Below are 22,783 nucleotides of genomic sequence, written 5' to 3'. Positions count from 1 at the left end.
GTCACTCAAGGGATTAACCTCATATTACAACTGTGTTAAAAACAGCGTCAGGATACTCTATATCCAGTTTCATTCAAACTTTCGTCTGAAATCTCCCGGTTATCATTTTCGCCCGGTCGCTACAATATACACTTCACGGGAACGGGCCCGGGAAGAGTCCGGCTTACGAACTTTGACCTTCGCAAACAGGGAGCGAATTTCCTTAAGATACTCCTCGAAACCTTCGCCCTGAAACACCTTCACAACAAAACTACCACCAGGCGCTAGTACATCACGACACATTTCTAACGCTAGCTCCACCAGATACATGGCGCGGGGGATATCCACCGCCGGTGTTCCGCACATATTTGGTGCCATATCTGACATGACAACCTGGACCTTACTGTCACCTACACGATCAAGTAACGCTTTCAGCACTAATTCATCACGAAAGTCGCCCTGAAGGAAGTCGACACCGACGATGGGATCCATTGGTAAAAGATCGCACGCGATGATTCGGCCCGTTCCGCCGATCTGCGTGACCGCATACTGGGACCATCCGCCAGGTGCCGCGCCGAGGTCAACAACCGTCATCCCCGGCTTAAAAAGTTTGTCACTTTGCTGTATTTCATCAAGTTTAAACCAGGCACGGGAACGCAACCCCTTTTTCTGTGCCTGTTGAACGTATTTATCGCTAAAGTGTTCCTGGAGCCAGCGACTGGAGCTGGCAGAACGCTTTTTACCTGTCATTTAACATTTCCGTCCTGGTTCATCGTTGCTTGCCTGTGACGTAAATTTCTACGCAGCTATTTGGCGATATAAGGGAGATGGCGGTAGAATGAACCGTTTTCAATCCCAACGTAAGCAAAAATATACGATGAATCTGAGTACTAAACAAAAACAGCACCTTAAAGGTCTGGCACATCCGCTCAAGCCTGTAGTGATGCTTGGCAACAATGGTTTGACCGAAGGGGTGCTTGCCGAGATTGAACAAGCGCTGGAACACCACGAGCTGATCAAGGTGAAAATCGCCTCTGAAGACAGAGACACTAAAAACCTGATCGTGGAAGCCATCGTGCGCGAAACCGGCGCCTGTAATGTACAGGTCATCGGTAAAACGCTGGTGCTCTACCGCCCGTCTAAAGAGCGTAAAATCTCGCTGCCACGTTAAGGATATCCTGAATTAAACACATTTTCTGTGTGAAACGAGGGATTTCTGTCAGCAGGCGAGCAAAATGCCATGCTCCTTGAGTTGATAAAAGGCCGCTACGCGGCCTTTTTCTTTTCTTTACAATGTATCAACATCTTAGTAGAGAAGCGAATTACAGGTATTCAACCTTAATAATTTCGTATTCTACTTCACCGCCAGGGGTGCGGATGGTGACAACATCGTCCTGCTCTTTGCCAATCAGGCCGCGAGCAATCGGCGAGTTCACCGAAATCAGGTTCTGTTTGAAATCAGCTTCATCATCACCCACGATGCGATAGGTCTGCTCTTCGTCGTTGTCCAGGTTCAGCACGGTCACGGTAGAACCAAAGATCACACGCCCGTTGTTAGGCATTTTGGTGATGTCGATAACCTGTGCATTGGACAGTTTTGCTTCGATATCTTTAATACGCCCTTCACAGAAGCCCTGTTGCTCACGCGCGGCGTGGTATTCAGCATTCTCTTTCAGGTCGCCATGCTCGCGCGCATCCGCGATAGCGGCGATGATTTCAGGACGACGCACGGATTTCAGGAAATCCAGCTCTTCGCGCAGTTTTTCGGCACCACGTAAGGTCATCGGAATAGCTTGCATTTGTTATACCTCTTAAACATTCCTGTTGGGAGCAGTGTTCCCTGCTCCTGCCCCCCTAAGCGGGCAAGAAGCAAAAAGAAAACCGACCCGGGAGCAATGCCCCAGGTCAGCAGCAATTTTTCAATTTGATATGCATTTTACCGCGAAGTTCACTATGGGTCATCGTTTACTTTGCAGTGCCATGCACCGTAGTATGACGGTTTGTTTTCGGGTTGTTAGCGCGAGATTATGCGATTTTCCAGATTTATCATCGGATTGACTACCAGTATAACGTTCACCGCCCAGGCCGCGAATGTTGATGAGTACATTAATCAGCTCCCCGCAGGCGCGAACCTTGCCCTGATGGTGCAGAAGGTTGGCGCACAGGCTCCCGAGATTGACTATCACAGTCAACAGATGGCGCTGCCTGCCAGTACCCAAAAGGTGATCACTGCCCTCGCCGCCCTGCTCCAGCTCGGGCCTGACTTCCGTTTTACCACCACTCTTGAAACCAAAGGTAACGTTGAGGGTGGCGAACTGAAAGGCGATCTTATCGCCCGTTTTGGCGGCGATCCGACCTTTAAGCGCCAGGATATCCGCAATATGGTTGCGGTGCTGAAAAAATCTGGCGTGCAGAAAATTGATGGCAATGTGCTGATCGACACGTCCATCTTTGCCAGCCACGATAAAGCCCCAGGCTGGCCGTGGAACGACATGACCCAGTGCTTTAGCGCCCCGCCCGCCGCCGCGATTGTCGACCGTAACTGCTTCTCGGTTTCGCTTTACAGCGCGCCAAAGCCGGATGATTTAGCGTTTATCCGCATAGCGTCCTACTACCCGGTCACGATGTTTAGCCAGGTCCGCACGCTGGCGAAAGGCTCCCCGGATGCGCAATATTGTGAGCTGGACGTCGTACCAGGCGATCTTAACCGCTTCACGCTGACCGGCTGCCTGACCCAGCGCGCCGATCCGCTGCCGCTGGCATTTGCGATACAGGATGGCGCAAGCTATGCAGGCGCCATTCTGAAAGATGAACTGAAACAAGCGGGAATAACCTACTCGGGCACGCTGCTTCGTCAGACGCAGGTCAACCAGCCCGGTACGGTCATCGCCAGCAAACAGTCTCCACCGCTGCACGATTTATTGCGCATCATGCTGAAAAAGTCGGACAACATGATTGCCGATACGGTGTTCCGCATGATTGGTCACGCCCGTTTCGGCGTGCCGGGAACCTGGCGCGCGGGTTCAGACGCGGTTCGGCAGATCCTGCGCCAGCAGGCGGGGATCGATCTGGGTAATACCATCGCTGTCGATGGCTCCGGACTATCGCGCCATAATTTGATCTCTCCGGCCACGATGATGCAGGTGCTTCAGTACATTGCACAGCATGACACTGAGCTAAACTTTATTTCAATGCTGCCGCTGGCCGGGCATGACGGTTCACTGCAGTACCGCGCCGGGCTTCACGCTGCCGGTGTGGATGGCAAAGTATCCGCTAAAACAGGCTCACTGCAGGGGGTTTACAACCTTGCAGGCTTCATCACTACCGCCAGCGGACAACGCATGGCATTCGTGCAGTATCTTTCCGGCTATGCCGTCGAACCGACCGACCAGCGCAATCGTCGTATTCCGCTTGTTCGCTTCGAAAGCAGGCTTTATAAGGACATCTACCAGAATAACTAGCGATGAAACTACTTATAGTTGAAGACGATCTGTTATTGCAGGAAGGGCTGGCGCTGGGGCTGGCCAATGAAGGGTATGCCCTCGACTGTGCCGGCACCGCAGCGGAGGCGGACGCCCTGATTCAGAGCGGCGAATACAGTCTGGTGATCCTCGATTTGGGCTTGCCTGATAAAGACGGCGCCACGCTGCTCAGCCAGTGGCGACGCCGCGGTATCGCCAACCCGGTGTTGATCCTGACGGCACGCGATGCCATTGAGGATCGTATCACCGGCCTCGATGCAGGCGCAGACGATTACCTGGTGAAGCCTTTTGCGCTTGCGGAGCTGCAGGCTCGGGTGCGAGCGTTGATTCGCCGCTATCAGGGACATAGTGATAACTTACTGACCGACGGCGATATTACGCTGAATCTGCAAACCCAGCAGGTACTGCGCCAGGATCAGGCGGTCGAGGTAACACCAAAAGAGTTCGCCTTGCTTACGCGTCTGATCATGCGCAGCGGGCAAACGGTGCACAGAGAAACGCTCCAGCAGGATATCTACTCCTGGCAGGACAATCCGGGGTCAAATACCCTTGAAGTCCACATTCACAACCTGCGTCGTAAGCTCGGCAAGGACAGAATCAAAACCGTCCGTGGCGTTGGCTATCGCCTGGAGAGCCAGAAATGAACAGCATGCGTCGGCGTTTGATGGTGCTGCTGGCGGTCATTCTGTTATTTTTCCAGCTGATAAGCGTCATCTGGCTGTGGCATGAAAGCCGTGAGCAGATTAGTTTCCTGGTCAGTGAAACGCTGTCAGCAAAAGCGCGTAATAACCATGTCGAAAAAGAGATCCGCGAGGCGATTGCCTCGCTGCTGGTCCCTTCTCTGGTGATGGTCGGTTTTACCCTGCTCTTCTCCTTCTGGGCGGTCACCTGGATCACCCGGCCCCTGAATAAACTGCGTGTCAGCCTGGCTAACCGTTCGGCGGATAACTTAACCCCGCTTCCTATGTATTCCGACATGGAAGAGATCGGCGCGGTGACGACCTCCCTGAACCAGCTCCTCGCCCGGCTGGACAATACCATTCAACAGGAGCGTCTCTTCACTGCAGACGCCGCGCACGAGCTTCGAACGCCTCTTGCCGGTATCCGGCTCCATCTGGAGCTGATGTCGCAGTCTGGTGCGCCACAGGCGGCAACGCTGATTAGCCGTATCGATCAGCTCATGCATACCGTCGAACAGCTGCTGATGCTGGCCCGGGCCGGACAGGCAATGGCGAGCGGCCACTACGAAACCGTAAGCTGGACGGAAAATATCATTGAACCTCTCGGCCTGGGTCATGAAGCCAAAGAGCATACGGTGATTTGGCCCGCTAAAAGCGAGCTCACGGTTCAGGGAGACGCCGTGCTCCTGCGCCTGATGCTGCGCAACCTGCTGGAAAATGCAGGACGCTACAGCCCGGCAGGGACAACGATTACAGTGACATTAACCGAGGTCGACGGGGGGACGCAGATCAGCGTTATCGATCAGGGTCCAGGGATTGATGAAGCGCACCGACAGTCCATTACTGAGCCATTCCGCCGTCTTGACCAGCGCTACGGCGGCAGCGGTCTGGGGCTGAGCATCGTGCAGCGCATCGTCCAGCTTCACCACGGCAGGCTCACGCTTGAGAATGGCGCTGAAGGCGGTTTAATCGCCAGCTGCTGGCTGCCTGCGACGCTGGAATAAAAAAAGCCCCCATAATGGGGGCTTTGAACAGATATTAGTGCTTGTAAATGAACTCGACGCCTTCTTCGTCGTCTTCATCCCAGTCATCGTCCCAGTCTTCATCGTCTTCTTCCGCTTCCATCTCTTCGAGCTGCTGGCGGTGGTAGTCATCCCACATGAATTCGACTTTTTCAGGCTGTTTGGCTTCTTCCGCCTGAACGATTGGGTTCTCGATGATGAAGGTCATCACATCCCAGCACAGATCTTTCACGCCAACCTGGCTTGCCGCAGAGATCAGGTAGTATTTATCTTCCCAACCCATCGCTTCAGCAATGGCTTTCGCTTTTGCTTCCGCTTCGGCTTTGTCCATCAGGTCGATCTTGTTGAAGACCAGCCAGCGTGGTTTATTCGCCAGTTTTTCGCTGTATTTTTCCAGCTCACCGATGATGATGCGGGCGTTTTCAACCGGATCGGAACCATCGATAGGATCGATATCAATGAGGTGCAGCAGTACGCGGCAACGCTCAAGGTGTTTCAGGAAGCGAATACCCAGACCCGCGCCTTCCGCAGCGCCTTCAATCAGACCCGGAATATCGGCAACCACAAAGCTCTTCTCGTTATCCATGCGGACAACGCCCAGGCTTGGTACCAGCGTGGTAAACGGATAGTCCGCCACTTTCGGTTTCGCCGCAGAGACGGCACGAATGAACGTTGATTTACCGGCGTTTGGCATACCCAGCATGCCCACGTCAGCCAGAAGCATCAGCTCCAGCTGCAGGTCGCGCTTATCGCCCGGGGTACCCATCGTTTTCTGACGCGGCGTACGGTTAACGGAAGATTTGAAACGGCTGTTACCCAGACCGTGCCAACCGCCTTTCGCTACCATCAGGCGCTGACCGTGTTTGGTCATGTCACCCATGGTTTCACCGGTTCCCTGGTCAATCACACGCGTACCGACCGGAACCTTAATGGTGACGTCTTTACCACGTTTCCCGGTACAGTCACGGCTCTGACCGTTCTGGCCACGTTCAGCGCGGAAGGATTTTTCGAAACGGTAGTCGATCAGCGTGTTGAGGTTCTCATCCGCCTCCAGCCACACGTCACCACCATCCCCACCGTCGCCGCCATCAGGACCGCCACGAGGGATATACTTTTCACGGCGGAAGCTCACGCAACCGTTGCCGCCATCACCAGCCACGACCAGGATCGTCGCTTCATCAACAAACTTCATTTTACTCTCCGTAACTCATTCGCCTGAGCGGGGGACTACTACAACCGCTTCATTTTTGCGCCAACGTCCCCAGAGACGATGACCAATGGCGGAATACATCGCGCCCGCAACCACGACAAACGCACCGAGATAGCCCAACAGGTTGAGCATCGGTCTGACGAAGACATCGGGCCAGGCCATTGATAACAAATCTGAAAATAACAGCGTAAACAGCGGAGTAAGCGTAATTAACGCGCTCACCTGTGCTGCCTGCCAGCGCGCCATCGCTTCGGCCAGCGCGCCATAACCGACCAGCGTGTTCAGCCCACAAAAAATGAGGCACGCCAGTTGCCAGTCGCTAAGCTGAGTAATCACACCCGGCTTCGCTAATGGCAGCAATGCTATTGTACACAAAGTGTACAGCAAAAAGAGGATCTGCTGTGAGGCAAGCCGACGCAATAACACCTTTTGTGCGACGCCATAGCTCACCCAGACCGTTGCTGCCCCCACACCGAAAATGACGCCCCATGTGTAATCCGTCAGGCGGGTAAAAATCTCTATCAGACTGGTGTTGAAGAACATCACCAGACCGCACAGCAGCATGCTCGCCCCGATAATCTGCGTACCGAGCATCTTCTCCTTGAGGATAAAGACGCTGGCGACCATCATGCCCACCGGTGAAAGCTGACCAATCACCTGCGACGCCGTGGGGCTGAGATATTGCAGGGAAGAGCTGAACAGGATGAAGTTACCGAACAGACCGCCCGTCGCGATAGCCAGCAGCACCAGCCAGCGCGGTTTACGGAAGAGCCGCAAGGGTGGAAGCTTACCTTTGACGGCCAGAATGGCCCCGAGGCCAATGCTTGCCATCAGAAAGCGATAAAAGACCACCGTAGGCGGCTCCATCACTTCCAGCACCTGCTTCATTGCAATTGGCAGCGCACCCCAGCACATTGCGGTGGTGAGCGCCAAAAGAATTCCTATGCCGGCCTGCTGCTTCATGCCCGTTTTCCCTACAGAAAAAATTACCGGGTTTCCAATGTAAAAAGCCCCGCAACAGGGTGCGGGGCTTTAATCCGTTACCGGACCGAGAAAACCTTACTCAGCAACGATGCTGATGTATTTACGGTTGTTCGGGCCTTTAACTTCAAATTTCACTTTACCGTCTGCTTTAGCAAACAGAGTGTGGTCACGACCGCAACCTACGTTGTTGCCAGCGTGGAATTTGGTACCACGTTGACGAACGATGATGCTACCCGCCAGAACGGATTCGCCACCGAAACGCTTAACGCCCAGGCGTTTAGCTTCTGAATCGCGACCGTTACGTGTGGAGCCGCCAGCCTTTTTATGTGCCATTTAAATCTCTCCTCAGGTCTTAGGCGCTGATGCCAGTAATTTTCACATCAGTGAACCACTGACGGTGGCCCTGCTGCTTACGGTAGTGCTTACGACGACGAAACTTAACGATTTTAACTTTCTCGCCACGACCGTGTGCAACAACTTCAGCTTTGATAACGCCGCCATCAACGAAAGGAACGCCGATTTTGACTTCTTCACCGTTTGCGATCATCAGAACTTCTGCGAACTCAACAGATTCGCCAGTTGCGATGTCCAGCTTTTCCAGGCGAACGGTCTGACCTTCGCTTACTCGGTGTTGTTTACCACCACTTTGGAAAACCGCGTACATATAAACTCCGCTTCCGCGCACATCCTCGTATGATTCAGAGTGCGCTATAAATATTCACAATAGGGCGCGAATATTACGCAAAACGCGAGCCTTTGACAAGTGCTACCGTCAATACATGAAGAAAAAAAACACAACACGTACGGTAACGTTTATCTGAGCCGTTTTTTCAGTACAATCAGCACTACTATTGATAAACCGAAACCCTTCGTTACCCCATTGAAGATGGGATCAACAGGATAAAAAGCCCGGCTTTTGCGATGAATTTAGAAAAAATCAACGAGTTAACCGCGCAAGATATGGCGGGTGTGAATGCAGCAATCCTGGAGCAACTCAACTCTGACGTCCAGCTGATCAATCAGTTGGGCTATTACATTGTCAGCGGCGGTGGTAAACGCATTCGTCCGATGATCGCCATTCTGGCTGCCAGAGCCGTTGGTTATCAGGGAAATGCCCACATCACTATCGCAGCGCTCATCGAATTTATCCACACGGCGACGCTTCTGCACGACGATGTGGTGGATGAATCGGATATGCGTCGTGGCAAAGCCACGGCTAACGCCGCGTTCGGGAACGCAGCCAGCGTACTGGTGGGGGACTTTATCTACACCCGCGCCTTCCAGATGATGACCAGTCTGGGCTCCCTGAAAGTGCTGGAAGTGATGTCCGAAGCCGTAAACGTCATTGCTGAAGGCGAAGTGCTGCAGTTGATGAACGTCAACGACCCGGACATCACCGAAGAAAACTACATGCGCGTGATCTACAGCAAAACCGCGCGCCTGTTTGAAGCGGCGGCCCAGTGTTCCGGCATTCTGGCTGACTGTACCGAAGCACAGGAAAAAGGCCTGCAGGACTATGGTCGCTATCTGGGTACGGCATTCCAGCTGATTGATGATTTGCTGGACTACAGTGCGGACGGCGAGACGCTCGGCAAAAACGTGGGAGATGACCTTAATGAAGGCAAACCAACCCTGCCGCTACTCCATGCCATGCGTAACGGAACAGCCGATCAGGCGAAAATGATCCGTGAAGCGATTGAGCAGGGAAATGGCCGCCATCTTCTGGAACCTGTGCTGGAAACCATGGCTATCTGCGGATCGCTGGAATGGACGCGGCAGCGTGCGGAAGAAGAAGCCGACAAAGCCATCGAAGCTCTCCAGGTCATTCCCGACAGCCCGTGGCGCGAGGCATTGATTGGTCTTGCCCACATCGCCGTTCAGCGCGACCGTTAACCCTCCTTGTTTCTCCCCGCGACCATGGCGGGGAGATTCCAGAAAAATCCTGTAAATTACGTATTCCTGTAAATTCATCGGTTTAGAGACCGCATGAATAAAGCCATGTCTTATTCTGAATATCCCTTCAAGTAACGCGAACTTTTTAGAACAAAAGCTTGAAATGGGTATATTAACCCCGTCGTTTCAGAAGAAACGGCGTAGGTGAATCCGAACTTAAGGACGGTGTTATGGATACGAAATTTATCGACTGGCACACGGCTGATATTATTGCCGCACTGCGCAAAAGAGGCACTTCACTGGCAGCAGAGTCCCGCCGCCATGGACTGAGTTCTTCAACTCTGGCAAACGCCCTCACCCGCCCCTGGCCCAAGGGAGAATTAATCATCGCGACGGCGCTGGATACGCATCCGTGGGTGATTTGGCCTTCGCGCTACCACGATCCCATCACCCATGAATTTATCGACAGAACGCGCATGATTCGCCAGAGAAAGGCAAAAAGAGAACCGCAGGAATAACGGTTTTTTTGACAGGAACAGCAACCCCCCGGTCATTTCTGGCAGGGGGCTGCCGGAACGATTACTCGCCCTTCACACGCTCGATATTGGCACCCAGCGCGCGCAGTTTATCTTCGATACGCTCATAGCCACGATCGATGTGATAAATACGATCCACGATCGTTGTGCCTTCCGCGATACAACCCGCCAGCACCAGGCTTGCAGACGCACGCAGATCGGTTGCCATCACCTGAGCACCTGACAGTTTCTCAACGCCATGGCAAATCACGGTATTACTTTCGATCTCAGCATGCGCCCCCATACGGATCAGCTCTGGTACGTGCATAAAGCGGTTTTCGAAAATGGTTTCAGTGATGAAGCCAGTACCTTCGGCGACCAGGTTCAACAGGGTGAACTGCGCCTGCATGTCCGTTGGGAACGCCGGATGCGGTGCCGTACGCACATTGACCGCTTTTGGACGCTGGCCGTGCATATCAAGGCTGATCCAGTCTTCACCGATTTCGATATCCGCACCCGCATCACGCAGTTTCGCCAGCACCGCATCCAGGGTATCTGGCTGCGCGTTGCGACAAACAATCTTACCGCCAGAGATCGCCGCGGCGACCAGGAAAGTACCGGTTTCGATACGGTCTGGCAGTACGCGATAGACACCACCGCCCAGACGCTCAACGCCTTCGATGGTGATACGGTCGGTCCCCTGACCGGTGATCTTCGCACCCAGCGCCACGAGGAAGTTGGCGGTATCCACAATTTCTGGTTCGCGCGCGGCGTTTTCGATGATAGTGGTCCCTTCTGCCAGCGTCGCCGCAGACATAATGGTCACCGTTGCGCCCACGCTCACTTTGTCCATGACAATGTGCGCGCCTTTCAGACGACCATTGACGGACGCTTTAACGTAACCTTCTTCCAGCTTGATCTCTGCGCCCAGCTTTTCCAGACCAAAGATGTGCAGGTCAACCGGACGCGCACCGATCGCGCAGCCGCCCGGCAGAGAGACCTGACCCTGACCAAAACGCGCCACCAGCGGGCCAAGCGCCCAGATGGATGCACGCATGGTTTTCACCAGATCGTAAGGAGCAGAGAAGTTGTTCACCTTGCTGGCGTCGATCCAGACGGAACCGTTACGCTCGACTTTCGTGCCCAACTGGGTGAGCAGCTTCATGGTGGTATCGATATCTTTCAGCTTCGGTACGTTCTGAATTTCTACCGGCTCTTCCGCGAGCAGCGCAGCAAAGAGGATTGGCAGCGCGGCGTTTTTCGCGCCAGAAATTGTGACTTCGCCCTGGAGACGCGTTGGCCCCTGTACACGAAATTTATCCATTGTGTGCTCTCTTATAAATTCAACCGTGCTGCGGGCCTGTCGCCCTCAGCTCAAAAACCGTTTAGTTTGCGATCGCGTGCCCACTCTTGCGGGGTGAACGCTTTAATCGACAGGGCGTGGATGCGGTTATTCGCAATATATTCCATCAGCGGCGCGTACACAGCCTGCTGTTTCTTCACACGGCTCATACCGTCGAACATCTCACCCACAGCAATAACCTGGAAGTGACTGCCATCGCCAGTGACGTGGGCTTCCTGAAGGGAGAGTGCATTCATCAGCACTGTCTGGATTTCATGATTTTCCATGGGTTCTTAATCATCTGATAGTGAAAACAAGCCCAACATCTTAGAGCAAAGTGGCGTCGTCTTAAACAAGCAAAAAGCCCCGACGATGAAACTGTCAGGGCTTTCGGAAGTAACGCACTGAAAATATTAACGAGGCAATACGTCCTGAGGGAGATTGTAGAGCTGCGCAAGGGTAACGACATTATCGCTCGCGCCATGAAGCGTGACGCTAGTCCCCTGCTTTTTCCCTACCGCAACCAGATGGGCAAGCAGCGCAACACCCGCCGTATCGACCCGCGTGACGTCGGTTAAGTCGATAAGCGTCACGCCCTGCATAGCTTCCTGGCGTTTATCCCATAAGGGGTTCAGCAGATCCTGATCCAGCTCACCGGACAGCTTTAACGTCTCGCCTTCACGCGACCAGCTGAGTTGCTGTGACATTACTTCTTCTCGTCCAGCGTGATTTTCTGACGAGCAATGGACTGCAGCTGCGCGGTCAGGCCATCAATACCCTTGGTGCGCAGCAGGTCGCTCCACTCGTTCTGTTTGGTGGTGATCATGCTTACGCCTTCGGCGATCATGTCATACGCCTGCCAGTGGCCGGTCTGGCTGTTTTTACGCCACTGGAAATCCAGACGCACCGGCGGACGGCCGTTAGGATCGTTGATCGTTACGCGGATAGGCACGATGGTCGCATCACCCAGCGGCTGCTCAGGCGCAATCTGATAGGTCTGACCGTGGTACATCGCCAGCGCCTGGCCATAAGCCTGCTTCAGGTATTCACGGAACGCGGCAAAGTAGGCATCACGCTGCGCAGGGGTCGCGTCTTTGTAATAACGGCCCAGTACCAGCGCACCCGCATATTTGATCTGCACATACGGCAGCAGTTCCTGGTCAACGACCTCACGCAGATAATCAGGATTAGCACGAATTTTAGGCTGTTCGTTTGTAAGACGGTCGAAGGTCTTCTTCGCCGCTTCGTCCATCAGTTTGTACGGGTTACTCTGATCCGCAGCGTGGGCGGCGGTAAGAGGGGCGATGACCAGCATGGCAACCATTAACAGTCGTTTAAACATGAATGACTTCTCCTGAAATTAATTCGCAGCACCAGGTGTCGGTGCGGCGTCGGTATGATCTTCGCTCTGCGCAGGGGCTGCATCGGATTTTTTCTCATCCCCTTTGCTGTTGTAAAGGAACTGACCAATCATATCCTCCAGAACCATCGCGGATTTCGTATCCTGAATGACGCTACCGTCTTTAAGGATAGTCGTTCCCAGCTCGGGGTCTTCAAAACCGACGTTAAGCGCCAGATATTGTTCACCCAGCAGGCCGGAAGTACGGATAGAAAGGGAACTGGTGTCCGGGATATGGTTATAACGCTCTTCGATATCCATCGCGACGCGTGGCAGATAGGTTTTCTCATCGAGCGTAATGTCCGTTACGCGTCCGATCACCACGCCGCCAATACGGACCGGTGAACGCGCCTTCAGCCCGCCGATGTTATCGAAGGTGGCATAGATGCGATACGTCGGCTCGGTGCGCACAGACGTAATATTCGCCGCTCTCAGGCAGATGAACAGCGCGGCCAGCAGCGCCAGAAGCAGGAATACACCGACCCAAATTTCATTTTTTCTCGTTTGCATGAACTCAATTCCCAAACATCAGTGCGGTGAGCACAAAATCCAGACCCAGTACGGCCAGCGACGAATGTACGACGGTACGTGTAGTTGCACGGCTAATGCCCGCCGACGTCGGGATGGCATCGTAACCATTGAACAATGCAATCCACGTGACCGTAATGGCAAATACCACGCTTTTAATCAGGCAGTTAACCAGATCCATTCGCAGGTCAATAGCGTCCTGCATCGCGGACCAGAAGAAACCGGCATCAATGCCTTTCCAGTGCACGCCAACCAGCGAACCGCCCCAGATACCCACGGCGACAAACAGAATAGTCAGTAACGGTAAAGAGATCACCCCAGCCCAGAAACGCGGCGAGATCACGCGACGTAGCGGATCGACCGCCATCATCTCCATGCTGGAGAGCTGCTCGGTCGCACGCATCAGGCCAATTTCTGCCGTTAATGCCGACCCCGCACGCCCGGCGAACAACAGCGCCGCCACAACCGGCCCCAGCTCTCGCAGCAGCGAGAGCGCCACCAGCATCCCGAGGCTGGTTTCCGCACTGTAGGTTGTCAGAACAAGATAGCCCTGTAGCCCAAGCACCATACCGATAAAAAGACCGGAGACAATGATGATGAGCATCGACAGCACGCCGACATTATAAAGCTGCCGCACCAACAGCGGTGCGTGCTTACGGAATTCCGGCTTGCCGACCAGCGCGTTGAATAACATCAATCCGGCACGCCCGAACGTCCTGATGGTTTTTATGCCACGGTGTCCGAGAGCGGCCAACGCATTTAACAGCATGAGTGGCTTAACTCCCTATTCCCAGTAAATCGTCACGATAGTCGCCCGCCGGGTAGCGGAACGGCACAGGGCCATCGGCAATACCGTCGAGGAACTGCCGCACGCGCGGATCGCAATTCTCCTGCAGCGCCTGGGCGCTACCGTGTGCGACGATCTTTTTGTCCGCCACGATATAGGCGTAATCGGCAATGCTCAATACTTCCGGTACATCGTGAGATACCACAATGCAGGTGACGCCAAGCGCACTGTTCAGTTCAGAGATGAGCTTCACCAGCACGCCCATCGTGATGGGATCCTGTCCAACGAACGGTTCGTCAAACATGATTAAATCAGGTTCGAGTGCAATGGCTCGCGCCAGCGCGGCGCGGCGCGCCATCCCCCCGGATAGCTCTGAAGGCATCAGTTTCGCGGCGCCCCGCAAACCGACGGCTTCAAGCTTCATCATCACCGTGCTTTTCAGCAGTTCAGGCGGCAGGCTGGTATGCTCGCGCAGCGGATAGGCCACGTTATCAAAGACATTCATGTCGGTGAACAAGGCTCCAGACTGAAAGAGCATGCTCATGCGTTTGCGGACAGTATACAGGCGCGAGCGTGACATCTCCGGGATGTTTTCGCCATCAAAGAGAATTTCACCGCTATCCGGTGGGATCTGCCCACCAATAAGGCGCAACAGGGTCGTTTTACCGATCCCGGACGGCCCCATGATGGCAGTGATCTTGCCACGCGGTACGGTCAACGAAATATCATCAAATATCAATCTGTTGGCGCGAGAAAAACTCACACCGCGAACATCGACTAAATTCGCCATCGTTTGGCTCATTTATGGTTCCTTTATTACCCTGCTCACATTAAGGCATGCTGCCTGAATCAGCCCTCAACTCCGCATTTTTACAGAATAATAGCCGTTGAGGTTAGCGAAAGCTGGCATTTGTTTTACTTTTCCGGCGCATAAAGTCAAAATTAGGAATTCGTTACGCCTCAGACTGTATGCAGTCCAGCCATTTCCGCGCGATGGACCGACGAGTATACCTGAAGAAAGGACTTTTGATGCTTTTAGCAACAGCACTGTTAATAATTGGTTTACTTTTGGTGGTCTACAGTGCTGACCGTTTAGTGTTTGCTGCATCTATCCTGTGTCGCCTGACGGGCGTACCGCCTGTCGTCATCGGGATGACCGTGGTCAGTGTTGGAACGTCACTTCCTGAAATCATCGTCTCTGTCTCGGCATCGCTGCATGGTCAGTTAGACCTGGCAGTAGGCACTGCGATTGGCTCTAACATCGTCAATATACTCTTGATTTTAGGCCTGGCGGCACTGCTCCATCCATTTCGCGTGCATTCTGATGTTCTGCGCCGTGAATTGCCGCTAATGTTAATCGTAAGTCTGCTGGCAGGGTGCGTATTTTACGATGGTGTACTGAGCTACAGCGACGGCATTTTCTTGCTGGCGCTGGCCGTTATTTGGCTGCTGTATAGTGTTAAAATCGCCCGTCTGGCTGAAAAGCAGGGCCAGGATAGCCTCACGCGTGAGCAGGTCGCCGAACTTCCGCGAGAAGGCACGCTGCCTGTTGCCCTGCTGTGGCTTGGCGTTGCGCTGATCATCATGCCGATGGCAACGCGTATGGTTGTGGATAACGCGACGGTGCTGGCGAACTATTTCGCCATCAGTGAACTGACCATTGGCCTGACGGTGATTGCCATCGGTACCAGCCTGCCGGAGCTGGCCACGGCCATTGCGGGGGCACGCAAAGGTGAGGATGACATTGCCATTGGTAATATCATCGGTTCCAACATATTTAATATCGCCATTGTGATGGGTCTGCCGGCCCTGATTACGCCAGGGCCCTTTAATCCCCTGGCGTTCTCACGCGACTACGGCGTGATGTTATTGGTCAGCGTGATATTTGCCCTGCTCTGCTGGCGGCGGCAACGACAGATCGGCAAAGGCGCAGGCGCGCTGCTGACGGGTGGATTTATCGTATGGATGGCGATGCTGTACTGGCTCTCGCCTCTTCTCTCTGGGTAACGGAAACGCATTATGTCGCAAATAGAATTGCAGCCGGGTTTTGACTTTCAGAAAGCAGGCAAAGACGTTCTGGAGATTGAACGTGAAGGTCTGGCGCAGTTAGATCAGTACATTAATCAGGATTTTAGTCTGGCATGTGAGAAGATATTCTACTGTGCCGGCAAAGTCGTGGTGATGGGGATGGGTAAGTCCGGCCACATTGGACGCAAAATGGCGGCAACGTTTGCCAGTACCGGCACCTCGTCCTTCTTTGTGCACCCGGGGGAAGCCGCGCACGGCGACCTGGGTATGGTCACGCCGCAGGATATCGTCATCGCGCTGTCCAACTCCGGTGAGTCCAATGAGATCCTGGCGTTGATCCCGGTACTGAAGCGCCTGCAGGTGCCGCTTATTTGCATGACCAGCCGTCCGGAAAGCAGTATGGCGCGGGCGGCAGACATTCACCTGTGCGTGAAAGTGCCCAAGGAGGCCTGTCCGCTCGGCCTGGCGCCGACGTCCAGCACCACCGCCGCGCTGGTCATGGGTGATGCGCTTGCCGTCGCGCTGCTCGAAGCCCGTGGTTTTACGCCGGAAGATTTTGCGCTTTCCCACCCGGGCGGTGCGCTGGGGCGCAAGCTGCTGCTTCGGGTAAACGATATTATGCACACCGGGGATGAGATCCCTCACGTCAGTAAAGAAGCCTCCCTGCGTGATGCACTGCTGGAAATCACCCGCAAGAATCTGGGTATGACGGTCGTATGCGACGATCTGATGAAAATTCAGGGGATCTTCACCGATGGCGACCTGCGTCGCGTGTTCGACATGGGTGTCGATGTCCGCACGCTCGGCATTGCCGACGTGATGACGCCAGGCGGTATCCGCGTGCGTCCGGGTACGCTGGCCGTGGATGTGCTGAACCTGATGCAGTCCCGCCATATCACCTCCGTTATGGTTGCCGATGGCGACCAGTTGCTGGGTGTGGTACATATGCATGATCTGCTGCGCGCAGGCGTAGTGTAATGAAGGATAAGACAATGAGTAATGCGGGTGCATCCCTTGCAACCTGTTATGGTCCGGTCAGTACCCAGATGATGGCAAAGGCGGAAAACATTCGTCTGCTCATCCTGGATGTGGATGGGGTACTCTCCGACGGCCTTATTTACATGGGCAATAATGGTGAAGAGCTGAAAGCGTTTAACGTTCGCGACGGCTACGGTATCCGCTGTGCGCTCACCTCAGGTATTGAGGTGGCTATCATCACCGGGCGAAAAGCTAAACTGGTAGAAGACCGCTGTGAAACCTTAGGCATTACCCATCTGTATCAGGGGCAATCCGATAAGATGGCGGCGTTTAAAGATTTACTGGGTAAACTGGCTATCGCACCGGAAAGCGTGGCCTACGTCGGGGACGATCTGATTGACTGGCCCGTGATGGCTGAAGTTGGGCTGAGCATCGCCGTTGCCGATGCGCATCCGCTGCTGGTCCCACGAGCTGACTATGTTACCCACATCAACGGGGGCCGCGGTGCCGTACGTGAAGTCTGCGATCTGCTCCTGCTGGCGCAGGGCAAGCTTGATGAGGCCAAAGGGCAATCGATATGAGTAAAACCAGACGTTGGATTATCATTTTGCTTTCGCTTGTCGCACTGGTATTGATTGGCGTGAACCTTGCCGATCGCGACGATACGCAAACGGAAGTGATCAACAATAACGATCCAACCTATAAAAGCGATCACAGCGACACCGTGGTCTACAGCCCTGAAGGCGCGCTGAACTATCGCCTGATTGCCCAGCATGTTGAATATTTTTCAGATGACGGTATTTCGTGGTTTACCCAACCTGTCATGACCACATTTGATAAGGACAAAGTGCCGACGTGGTCAATTAAGTCAGATCGGGCAAAACTGACAAATGACCGTATGCTTTATCTGTATGGCCACGTTGAAGTCAACGCCCTGACCGCTGACTCGCAACTACGAAAAATTACGACGGATAATGCCCAGATCAACCTGGTAACCCAGGACGTGACGTCGCAGGATCTGGTCACACTGTATGGCACAACATTTAATTCCAGCGGTTTGAGAATGCGCGGGAACTTACGCAGCAAAAACGCCGAGCTGATTGAAAAGGTTAGAACCTCCTATGAAATTCAAAACAAACAAACTCAGCCTTAAAGTAATTATCGCCAGCGCGATGCTGGCGACCAGTCTCCCCGCGCTTGCTGTAACGGGCGATACCGACCAACCGATCCATATCGAGTCCGATACCCAGTCTCTCGATATGCAGGGCAATGTCGTCACCTTCACGGGTAACGTCGTCATGACTCAGGGCACCATCAAAATTAACGCCGACAAAGTGGTCGTGACCCGTCCGGGTGGCGAGCAGGGCAAAGAGATCATTGATGGTTACGGTAACCCGGCCACCTTCTACCAGATGCAGGACAATGGCAAGCCGGTGAAAGGTCACGCTACGCACATGCACTATGAGCTGGCGAAGGACCTGGTCATCCTGACCGGTAATGCGTACCTGGAACAGCTGGACAGCAACATTACCGGCGACCAGATTACCTATCTGGTAAAAGAGCAAAAAATGCAGGCCTCCAGCGAGAAAGGCAAACGCGTCACCACCGTACTGGTTCCGTCGCAGCTGCAGGACAAAGGCAAAGGCCAGGCCCCGGCACAGAAGAAGAGTAACTAATTCGTTATGGCAACATTAACTGCAAAAAATCTCGCGAAGGCCTATAAGGGCCGCCGTGTCGTAGAAGATGTCAGTCTGACCGTCAACTCCGGCGAAATTGTAGGGCTGCTTGGCCCTAACGGTGCGGGTAAAACCACCACTTTCTACATGGTCGTTGGCATTGTGCCGCGCGATGCCGGCAACATTGTCATTGACGATGAAGACATCAGTCTTCTGCCGCTGCACGCACGCGCACGTCGCGGGATCGGCTACCTGCCGCAGGAAGCCTCCATTTTCCGTCGTCTTAGCGTTTACGATAACCTGATGGCGGTCCTACAAATTCGTAACGATCTGACCAGCGAACAGCGTCAGGATCGTGCCAACGAGCTGATGGAAGAGTTCCACATTGAGCATCTGCGCGACAGCCTCGGTCAGGCTCTCTCCGGGGGCGAACGCCGTCGTGTTGAGATTGCCCGTGCGCTGGCCGCAAACCCGAAGTTTATCCTTCTGGATGAACCGTTTGCGGGCGTTGACCCGATCTCGGTTATCGACATTAAACGTATCATTGAACACCTGCGCGACAGCGGGCTTGGCGTACTGATCACCGACCACAACGTCCGTGAAACGCTGGCCGTGTGTGAACGCGCGTATATTGTGAGCCAGGGCAATCTGATCGCCCACGGTACGCCGCAGCAGATCCTCGAAGACGATCATGTTAAGCGCGTCTATCTTGGGGAAGACTTCAGACTCTGATAGGGTAGAGGTAACGTAACGCCGAACCGGAGAAAAATGCTCTGAACATGAAGCAAGGTTTGCAATTAAGGCTCAGCCAACAACTGGCGATGACGCCGCAGCTACAGCAGGCAATTCGCCTGTTGCAACTGTCCACGTTAGAACTTCAGCAGGAGCTCCAGCAGGCGCTGGACAGCAACCCCCTGCTGGAACAAACCGATCTTCATGACGAGGTAGATACCCAGCAATCGCAGGATACAGAAGCGCTCGACACCGCGGATGCACTCGAACAAAAAGAGATGCCGGACGAGCTTCCGCTGGATGCCAGCTGGGATGAAATCTACACCGCCGGAACCCCTTCCGGTACGCGTGCAGACTACCAGGATGATGAGCTACCGGTCTACCAGGGCGAAACCACCCAGTCACTGCAGGATTACCTGATGTGGCAGGTGGAACTAACACCCTTCTCCGATACCGACCGCGCGATTGCCACCTCAATTGTCGATGCCGTTGACGACACTGGCTATTTGACCGTCACGCTGGACGATATTCTGGAAAGCATGGGCGACGACGAGATAGAGCTTGAGGAAGTTGAAGCCGTTCTGAAGCGCATCCAGCGTTTCGATCCGGTAGGCGTGGCCGCAAAAGATCTGCGCGACTGCCTGCTGATCCAGCTTTCTCAGTTCAGCAAAGAGACGCCGTGGCTCGACGAAGCGCGCTTAATCATCAGCGATCATCTGGATCTGCTGGCGAACCACGATTTCCGCTCCCTGATGCGCGTCACGCGCCTGAAGGAAGAGGTGCTGAAAGAAGCGGTGAATCTGATCCAGTCGCTCGATCCGCGCCCGGGACAGTCGATCCAGACCAGCGAGCCCGAGTACGTCATCCCGGATGTGCTGGTCAGAAAACACAATGGCCGCTGGGTCGTTGAACTGAATTCAGACAGCATCCCTCGCCTGCAAATCAACCAGCAGTATGCCTCCATGTGCACCAGCGTGCGTAACGACTCCGACAATCAATATATTCGTAGCAATTTGCAGGAAGCGCGATGGCTGATCAAAAGTCTGGAGAGCCGAAATGATACGCTGCTACGCGTCAGCCGCTGTATTGTCGAACAGCAGCAGGCGTTCTTTGAGCAGGGCGAAGAGTATATGAAACCGATGGTACTGGCGGATATCGCCCAGGCCGTCGAAATGCATGAATCAACCATTTCCCGTGTCACCACGCAGAAGTATCTGCACAGTCCACGCGGTATTTTTGAGCTTAAGTATTTCTTCTCCAGCCATGTGAATACCGAAGGCGGCGGCGAAGCGTCGTCAACGGCCATTCGTGCCCTGGTGAAGAAGTTGATCGCCGCGGAGAACCCCGCGAAGCCACTAAGCGACAGTAAGTTAACCACCATGCTGTCCGATCAGGGTATTATGGTGGCACGTCGTACTGTTGCGAAGTATCGAGAGTCTTTATCCATTCCGCCGTCCAACCAGCGTAAACAGCTGGTCTGACACAACCGATAAGGAAGACACTATGCAGCTCAACATCACTGGACAAAACGTCGAAATTACTGAGGCTTTACGCGACTTTGTAAACGCGAAGTTTGCAAAACTCGAGCAGTATTTCGAAAGGATCAATCAGGTCTATATTGTGTTGAAAGTGGAGAAAGTGACTCATATCTCGGATGCCACCCTGCATGTTAACGGGGGTGAACTGCATGCCAGTGCGGAAGGGCAAGACATGTACGCTGCTATCGACGGCTTGATTGATAAGCTTGCACGACAGCTCAATAAACATAAAGATAAACTGAAACAACACTAATTGTCCGGGCAGTTAACGGGTGCAGGACGGCCTGTTGTGAAACACAACAGGCCATTTGTACAGTTAGCGCTTAGGTGAAATTATGATGAACAACGATTCCGCTCTTCAACTGAGCAATGTCCTTAACCAGGAATGTACCCGCAGTGCGGTTCACTGCCAGAGCAAAAAACGTGCGCTGGAGATCATCAGTGAACTGGCCGCAAAACAGCTGGGCCTGCCGCCGCAGGTGGTATTCGAAGCGATTCTGACCCGTGAAAAAATGGGCAGTACCGGTATCGGCAACGGCATCGCGATCCCGCACGGCAAACTGGAAGAGGATACCCTGCGTGCCGTTGGTGTGTTTGTGCAGCTTGAAACACCCATCGCCTTCGATGCCATTGATAACCAGCCCGTCGATCTCCTCTTCGCGCTGCTGGTGCCTGCCGACCAGACGAAAACCCATCTGCATACGCTGTCGCTGGTCGCAAAACGTCTGGCCGATAAAACTATTTGCCGTCGACTGCGCTCGGCCCAAAGTGATGAAGAGCTCTATCAGATTATCACTGAAGCAGAAGGCAATCAGGATGATGCATAACCAGGAGATGGCCTTCACATCTGTTGTCCTGAGGAGAAACGGAACATGGTGCTGATGATTGTCAGTGGCCGTTCAGGGTCGGGGAAATCCGTTGCTCTGCGCGCGCTGGAAGACATGGGTTTTTACTGCGTCGATAACCTGCCGGTCGTGTTATTGCCCGACCTGGCACGCACGCTTGCGGAGAGACAAACCTCTGCCGCCGTCAGCATCGACGTCCGTAACATGCCTGAATCGCCAGAGATCTTCGAGCAGGCCATGAGCAACCTGCCTGATGCGTTTTCGCCTCAGCTGCTGTTCCTCGATGCAGACCGCAATACGCTGATCCGTCGCTACAGCGATACCCGTCGCTTGCACCCGCTTTCCAGTAAGAACCTCTCACTGGAGAGCGCGATCGATGAAGAGAGCGATCTGCTGGAGCCGCTGCGCTCTCGTGCCGACCTGATTGTCGACACCTCTGAGATGTCCGTTCACGAGCTGGCGGAAATGCTGCGTACCCGGCTGCTGGGCAAACGCGAGCGTGAGCTGACGATGGTGTTCGAATCCTTCGGATTTAAGCACGGTATTCCGATCGATGCGGATTATGTTTTCGACGTGCGCTTCCTGCCGAACCCGCACTGGGATCCGAAGCTGCGTCCCATGACCGGTCTGGATAAACCCGTCGCGGCCTTCCTCGACCGGCACACAGAAGTTCACAATTTTATCTACCAGACGCGAAGCTACCTTGAGCTATGGTTACCTATGCTGGAGACAAACAATCGTAGCTACCTGACGGTGGCGATTGGCTGTACCGGCGGTAAACATCGTTCGGTTTATATCGCCGAACAGCTGGCCGACTATTTCCGCTCGCGCGGGAAGAACGTTCAGTCCCGTCATCGCACGCTGGAAAAACGTAAAACATGACCGTAAAACAAACCGTTGAGATCACCAATAAGCTGGGTATGCATGCACGCCCGGCGATGAAACTGTTTGAGCTGATGCAGGGTTTCGATGCTGAGGTTCTGCTGCGGAATGACGAAGGTACCGAAGCGGAAGCGAACAGCGTGATCGCCCTGCTAATGCTGGATTCCGCCAAAGGGCGCCAGATTGAAGTCGAAGCCACCGGACCTCAGGAAGAGGAAGCGCTGGCGGCGGTGATTGCCCTGTTTAACGCCGGATTTGACGAAGACTAGCGTTCGCCCCTCGG

30 protein-coding genes are annotated in these 22,783 nt (G+C 54.0%); 17 read left to right on the top strand and 13 right to left on the bottom strand.

Going from position 1 to position 22,783, the window contains the following annotated elements; translation table 11 throughout:
* Window positions 1-102: 102 nt before the first annotated feature.
* Entirely contained in the window at window positions 103-729 is a 627-nt protein-coding gene (gene rlmE, locus P349_RS09065; protein ID WP_003861812.1) for a 23S rRNA (uridine(2552)-2'-O)-methyltransferase RlmE, read from the bottom strand.
* 127 nt (window positions 730-856) lie between these two features.
* Here rlmE and yhbY point away from each other — a divergent pair, with 127 nt between their 5' ends.
* The gene (gene yhbY, locus P349_RS09070; RefSeq protein WP_003861814.1) at window positions 857-1,150 is read left to right on the top strand and encodes a ribosome assembly RNA-binding protein YhbY; all 294 of its coding nucleotides are present in this window, start codon (window positions 857-859) and stop codon (window positions 1,148-1,150) included.
* Between the two features lie 151 nt (window positions 1,151-1,301).
* On the opposite strand, the gene greA is transcribed toward yhbY, so the two are convergent.
* On the bottom strand, window positions 1,302-1,778 hold the full coding sequence (gene greA / locus P349_RS09075) for a transcription elongation factor GreA (protein ID WP_014171793.1): 477 nt from the start codon (window positions 1,776-1,778) through the stop codon (window positions 1,302-1,304).
* Window positions 1,779-2,006: 228 nt separating this feature from the next.
* On the opposite strand from greA, the gene dacB reads away from it, so the two are divergent.
* Genes dacB through pmrB form a run of 3 tightly spaced genes read left to right on the top strand, consistent with a single transcriptional unit; the run spans window position 2,007 to window position 5,145 of the window.
* Entirely contained in the window at window positions 2,007-3,440 is a 1,434-nt protein-coding gene (dacB, locus tag P349_RS09080; protein WP_032650378.1) for a serine-type D-Ala-D-Ala carboxypeptidase, read from the top strand.
* 2 nt (window positions 3,441-3,442) lie between these two features.
* On the top strand, window positions 3,443-4,105 hold the full coding sequence (pmrA, locus tag P349_RS09085; RefSeq protein WP_032650380.1) for a two-component system response regulator PmrA: 663 nt from the start codon (window positions 3,443-3,445) through the stop codon (window positions 4,103-4,105).
* Window positions 4,102-5,145 carry a two-component system sensor histidine kinase PmrB gene (gene pmrB / locus P349_RS09090; protein ID WP_032650381.1) on the top strand — a complete coding sequence of 348 codons (1,044 nt, stop codon included), beginning with the start codon at window positions 4,102-4,104 and terminating at the stop codon, window positions 5,143-5,145. Before pmrA ends, pmrB begins: the two co-directional genes overlap by 4 nt.
* Before the next feature lie 34 nt (window positions 5,146-5,179).
* Here pmrB and cgtA read toward each other — a convergent pair whose 3' ends face one another.
* The 4 genes from cgtA to rplU all read right to left on the bottom strand — a co-directional run bounded on the left by cgtA (window position 5,180) and on the right by rplU (window position 8,021).
* Entirely contained in the window at window positions 5,180-6,355 is a 1,176-nt protein-coding gene (gene cgtA, locus P349_RS09095) for an Obg family GTPase CgtA (RefSeq protein ID WP_032650383.1), read from the bottom strand.
* Between the two features lie 15 nt (window positions 6,356-6,370).
* Window positions 6,371-7,336 carry a DMT family transporter gene (locus P349_RS09100; RefSeq protein ID WP_032650386.1) on the bottom strand — a complete coding sequence of 322 codons (966 nt, stop codon included), beginning with the start codon at window positions 7,334-7,336 and terminating at the stop codon, window positions 6,371-6,373.
* Between the two features lie 96 nt (window positions 7,337-7,432).
* Entirely contained in the window at window positions 7,433-7,690 is a 258-nt protein-coding gene (gene rpmA, locus P349_RS09105; RefSeq protein ID WP_004385076.1) for a 50S ribosomal protein L27, read from the bottom strand.
* A 19-nt stretch (window positions 7,691-7,709) separates the two neighbouring features.
* Window positions 7,710-8,021: a 50S ribosomal protein L21 gene (gene rplU, locus P349_RS09110; RefSeq protein WP_003025032.1), complete on the bottom strand. Its 312-nt coding sequence runs from the start codon at window positions 8,019-8,021 to the stop codon at window positions 7,710-7,712.
* 257 nt (window positions 8,022-8,278) lie between these two features.
* On the opposite strand from rplU, the gene ispB reads away from it, so the two are divergent.
* Both ispB and sfsB read left to right on the top strand, forming a co-directional pair.
* Window positions 8,279-9,250, top strand: coding sequence for an octaprenyl diphosphate synthase (ispB, locus tag P349_RS09115; RefSeq protein ID WP_024906360.1), 972 nt, complete (start codon window positions 8,279-8,281; stop codon window positions 9,248-9,250).
* 230 nt (window positions 9,251-9,480) lie between these two features.
* Entirely contained in the window at window positions 9,481-9,768 is a 288-nt protein-coding gene (gene sfsB, locus P349_RS09120) for a DNA-binding transcriptional regulator SfsB (protein ID WP_032650388.1), read from the top strand.
* 61 nt (window positions 9,769-9,829) lie between these two features.
* Here the strand turns inward: sfsB and murA are convergent, their stop codons facing one another.
* The 7 genes from murA to mlaF form a co-directional block, all read right to left on the bottom strand.
* Window positions 9,830-11,089: a UDP-N-acetylglucosamine 1-carboxyvinyltransferase gene (murA, locus tag P349_RS09125; protein WP_024906358.1), complete on the bottom strand. Its 1,260-nt coding sequence runs from the start codon at window positions 11,087-11,089 to the stop codon at window positions 9,830-9,832.
* 50 nt (window positions 11,090-11,139) lie between these two features.
* Window positions 11,140-11,394, bottom strand: a complete 255-nt coding sequence (ibaG, locus tag P349_RS09130) for a BolA family iron metabolism protein IbaG (RefSeq protein ID WP_032650390.1) — start codon at window positions 11,392-11,394, stop codon at window positions 11,140-11,142.
* 126 nt (window positions 11,395-11,520) lie between these two features.
* A complete protein-coding gene (mlaB, locus tag P349_RS09135; protein ID WP_032650392.1) occupies window positions 11,521-11,814 on the bottom strand; it encodes a lipid asymmetry maintenance protein MlaB in 294 nt (97 codons plus the stop codon).
* Window positions 11,814-12,449, bottom strand: a complete 636-nt coding sequence (gene mlaC, locus P349_RS09140) for a phospholipid-binding protein MlaC (protein ID WP_032650393.1) — start codon at window positions 12,447-12,449, stop codon at window positions 11,814-11,816. The genes mlaB and mlaC overlap by 1 nt, the downstream gene beginning before the upstream one ends.
* 18 nt (window positions 12,450-12,467) lie before the next feature.
* The gene (gene mlaD, locus P349_RS09145; RefSeq protein WP_032650489.1) at window positions 12,468-13,016 is read right to left on the bottom strand and encodes an outer membrane lipid asymmetry maintenance protein MlaD; all 549 of its coding nucleotides are present in this window, start codon (window positions 13,014-13,016) and stop codon (window positions 12,468-12,470) included.
* Window positions 13,017-13,020: 4 nt separating this feature from the next.
* Window positions 13,021-13,803, bottom strand: coding sequence for a lipid asymmetry maintenance ABC transporter permease subunit MlaE (mlaE, locus tag P349_RS09150; protein WP_010436044.1), 783 nt, complete (start codon window positions 13,801-13,803; stop codon window positions 13,021-13,023).
* Between the two features lie 7 nt (window positions 13,804-13,810).
* The gene (mlaF, locus tag P349_RS09155; RefSeq protein WP_024906354.1) at window positions 13,811-14,623 is read right to left on the bottom strand and encodes a phospholipid ABC transporter ATP-binding protein MlaF; all 813 of its coding nucleotides are present in this window, start codon (window positions 14,621-14,623) and stop codon (window positions 13,811-13,813) included.
* 227 nt (window positions 14,624-14,850) lie between these two features.
* Here mlaF and P349_RS09160 point away from each other — a divergent pair, with 227 nt between their 5' ends.
* The 11 genes from P349_RS09160 (at window position 14,851) to npr (ending at window position 22,769) form a co-directional block, all read left to right on the top strand.
* A complete protein-coding gene (locus P349_RS09160; RefSeq protein WP_023309354.1) occupies window positions 14,851-15,828 on the top strand; it encodes a calcium/sodium antiporter in 978 nt (325 codons plus the stop codon).
* A gap of 12 nt (window positions 15,829-15,840) precedes the next feature.
* Entirely contained in the window at window positions 15,841-16,827 is a 987-nt protein-coding gene (kdsD, locus tag P349_RS09165) for an arabinose-5-phosphate isomerase KdsD (RefSeq protein WP_008501450.1), read from the top strand.
* Between the two features lie 14 nt (window positions 16,828-16,841).
* Complete coding sequence (gene kdsC, locus P349_RS09170) at window positions 16,842-17,408, top strand: 3-deoxy-manno-octulosonate-8-phosphatase KdsC (protein WP_032650395.1); 567 nt, start codon at window positions 16,842-16,844, stop codon at window positions 17,406-17,408.
* Window positions 17,405-17,980, top strand: a complete 576-nt coding sequence (gene lptC, locus P349_RS09175; RefSeq protein WP_024906353.1) for an LPS export ABC transporter periplasmic protein LptC — start codon at window positions 17,405-17,407, stop codon at window positions 17,978-17,980. The genes kdsC and lptC overlap by 4 nt, the downstream gene beginning before the upstream one ends.
* Complete coding sequence (lptA, locus tag P349_RS09180; protein ID WP_024906352.1) at window positions 17,949-18,503, top strand: lipopolysaccharide ABC transporter substrate-binding protein LptA; 555 nt, start codon at window positions 17,949-17,951, stop codon at window positions 18,501-18,503. Before lptC ends, lptA begins: the two co-directional genes overlap by 32 nt.
* 6 nt (window positions 18,504-18,509) lie before the next feature.
* On the top strand, window positions 18,510-19,235 hold the full coding sequence (gene lptB / locus P349_RS09185) for an LPS export ABC transporter ATP-binding protein (protein ID WP_025756692.1): 726 nt from the start codon (window positions 18,510-18,512) through the stop codon (window positions 19,233-19,235).
* A 47-nt stretch (window positions 19,236-19,282) separates the two neighbouring features.
* The gene (rpoN, locus tag P349_RS09190) at window positions 19,283-20,716 is read left to right on the top strand and encodes an RNA polymerase factor sigma-54 (protein WP_032650397.1); all 1,434 of its coding nucleotides are present in this window, start codon (window positions 19,283-19,285) and stop codon (window positions 20,714-20,716) included.
* Between the two features lie 22 nt (window positions 20,717-20,738).
* The gene (gene hpf, locus P349_RS09195; RefSeq protein WP_008501444.1) at window positions 20,739-21,026 is read left to right on the top strand and encodes a ribosome hibernation promoting factor; all 288 of its coding nucleotides are present in this window, start codon (window positions 20,739-20,741) and stop codon (window positions 21,024-21,026) included.
* 82 nt (window positions 21,027-21,108) lie between these two features.
* A complete protein-coding gene (ptsN, locus tag P349_RS09200; protein WP_008501443.1) occupies window positions 21,109-21,600 on the top strand; it encodes a PTS IIA-like nitrogen regulatory protein PtsN in 492 nt (163 codons plus the stop codon).
* Window positions 21,601-21,645: 45 nt separating this feature from the next.
* Entirely contained in the window at window positions 21,646-22,500 is an 855-nt protein-coding gene (gene rapZ, locus P349_RS09205) for an RNase adapter RapZ (RefSeq protein ID WP_014885397.1), read from the top strand.
* Window positions 22,497-22,769: a PTS phosphocarrier protein NPr gene (npr, locus tag P349_RS09210; protein WP_003861872.1), complete on the top strand. Its 273-nt coding sequence runs from the start codon at window positions 22,497-22,499 to the stop codon at window positions 22,767-22,769. Before rapZ ends, npr begins: the two co-directional genes overlap by 4 nt.
* Window positions 22,770-22,783 lie beyond the last annotated feature (14 nt).

The sequence above is a fragment of the Enterobacter sp. DC4 genome (assembly GCF_000568095.1).
GTDB lineage: Bacteria > Pseudomonadota > Gammaproteobacteria > Enterobacterales > Enterobacteriaceae > Enterobacter > Enterobacter pseudoroggenkampii.
Note: the sequence above shows the minus strand (reverse complement) of the source record. Positions and strands in the feature narration are given on the sequence as shown.

Excerpts from the sequence above, each read along its gene's own strand:
- kdsC (WP_032650395.1), top strand. The coding sequence starts at position 16,842 with ATGAGTAATGCGGGTGCATCCCTTGCAACCTGTTATGGTCCGGTCAGT.
- sfsB (WP_032650388.1), top strand. The coding sequence starts at position 9,481 with ATGGATACGAAATTTATCGACTGGCACACGGCTGATATTATTGCCGCA.
- lptC (WP_024906353.1), top strand. The coding sequence starts at position 17,405 with ATGAGTAAAACCAGACGTTGGATTATCATTTTGCTTTCGCTTGTCGCA.
- ptsN (WP_008501443.1), top strand. The coding sequence starts at position 21,109 with ATGATGAACAACGATTCCGCTCTTCAACTGAGCAATGTCCTTAACCAG.
- ibaG (WP_032650390.1), bottom strand. The coding sequence starts at position 11,394 with ATGGAAAATCATGAAATCCAGACAGTGCTGATGAATGCACTCTCCCTT.
- murA (WP_024906358.1), bottom strand. The coding sequence starts at position 11,089 with ATGGATAAATTTCGTGTACAGGGGCCAACGCGTCTCCAGGGCGAAGTC.
- mlaF (WP_024906354.1), bottom strand. The coding sequence starts at position 14,623 with ATGAGCCAAACGATGGCGAATTTAGTCGATGTTCGCGGTGTGAGTTTT.
- ispB (WP_024906360.1), top strand. The coding sequence starts at position 8,279 with ATGAATTTAGAAAAAATCAACGAGTTAACCGCGCAAGATATGGCGGGT.
- rapZ (WP_014885397.1), top strand. The coding sequence starts at position 21,646 with ATGGTGCTGATGATTGTCAGTGGCCGTTCAGGGTCGGGGAAATCCGTT.
- mlaB (WP_032650392.1), bottom strand. The coding sequence starts at position 11,814 with ATGTCACAGCAACTCAGCTGGTCGCGTGAAGGCGAGACGTTAAAGCTG.
- kdsD (WP_008501450.1), top strand. The coding sequence starts at position 15,841 with ATGTCGCAAATAGAATTGCAGCCGGGTTTTGACTTTCAGAAAGCAGGC.
- rplU (WP_003025032.1), bottom strand. The coding sequence starts at position 8,021 with ATGTACGCGGTTTTCCAAAGTGGTGGTAAACAACACCGAGTAAGCGAA.
- mlaC (WP_032650393.1), bottom strand. The coding sequence starts at position 12,449 with ATGTTTAAACGACTGTTAATGGTTGCCATGCTGGTCATCGCCCCTCTT.
- P349_RS09100 (WP_032650386.1), bottom strand. The coding sequence starts at position 7,336 with ATGAAGCAGCAGGCCGGCATAGGAATTCTTTTGGCGCTCACCACCGCA.
- lptA (WP_024906352.1), top strand. The coding sequence starts at position 17,949 with ATGAAATTCAAAACAAACAAACTCAGCCTTAAAGTAATTATCGCCAGC.
- greA (WP_014171793.1), bottom strand. The coding sequence starts at position 1,778 with ATGCAAGCTATTCCGATGACCTTACGTGGTGCCGAAAAACTGCGCGAA.
- npr (WP_003861872.1), top strand. The coding sequence starts at position 22,497 with ATGACCGTAAAACAAACCGTTGAGATCACCAATAAGCTGGGTATGCAT.
- pmrA (WP_032650380.1), top strand. The coding sequence starts at position 3,443 with ATGAAACTACTTATAGTTGAAGACGATCTGTTATTGCAGGAAGGGCTG.
- lptB (WP_025756692.1), top strand. The coding sequence starts at position 18,510 with ATGGCAACATTAACTGCAAAAAATCTCGCGAAGGCCTATAAGGGCCGC.
- mlaD (WP_032650489.1), bottom strand. The coding sequence starts at position 13,016 with ATGCAAACGAGAAAAAATGAAATTTGGGTCGGTGTATTCCTGCTTCTG.
- hpf (WP_008501444.1), top strand. The coding sequence starts at position 20,739 with ATGCAGCTCAACATCACTGGACAAAACGTCGAAATTACTGAGGCTTTA.
- cgtA (WP_032650383.1), bottom strand. The coding sequence starts at position 6,355 with ATGAAGTTTGTTGATGAAGCGACGATCCTGGTCGTGGCTGGTGATGGC.
- mlaE (WP_010436044.1), bottom strand. The coding sequence starts at position 13,803 with ATGCTGTTAAATGCGTTGGCCGCTCTCGGACACCGTGGCATAAAAACC.
- P349_RS09160 (WP_023309354.1), top strand. The coding sequence starts at position 14,851 with ATGCTTTTAGCAACAGCACTGTTAATAATTGGTTTACTTTTGGTGGTC.
- pmrB (WP_032650381.1), top strand. The coding sequence starts at position 4,102 with ATGAACAGCATGCGTCGGCGTTTGATGGTGCTGCTGGCGGTCATTCTG.
- rpoN (WP_032650397.1), top strand. The coding sequence starts at position 19,283 with ATGAAGCAAGGTTTGCAATTAAGGCTCAGCCAACAACTGGCGATGACG.
- yhbY (WP_003861814.1), top strand. The coding sequence starts at position 857 with ATGAATCTGAGTACTAAACAAAAACAGCACCTTAAAGGTCTGGCACAT.
- rpmA (WP_004385076.1), bottom strand. The coding sequence starts at position 7,690 with ATGGCACATAAAAAGGCTGGCGGCTCCACACGTAACGGTCGCGATTCA.
- dacB (WP_032650378.1), top strand. The coding sequence starts at position 2,007 with ATGCGATTTTCCAGATTTATCATCGGATTGACTACCAGTATAACGTTC.
- rlmE (WP_003861812.1), bottom strand. The coding sequence starts at position 729 with ATGACAGGTAAAAAGCGTTCTGCCAGCTCCAGTCGCTGGCTCCAGGAA.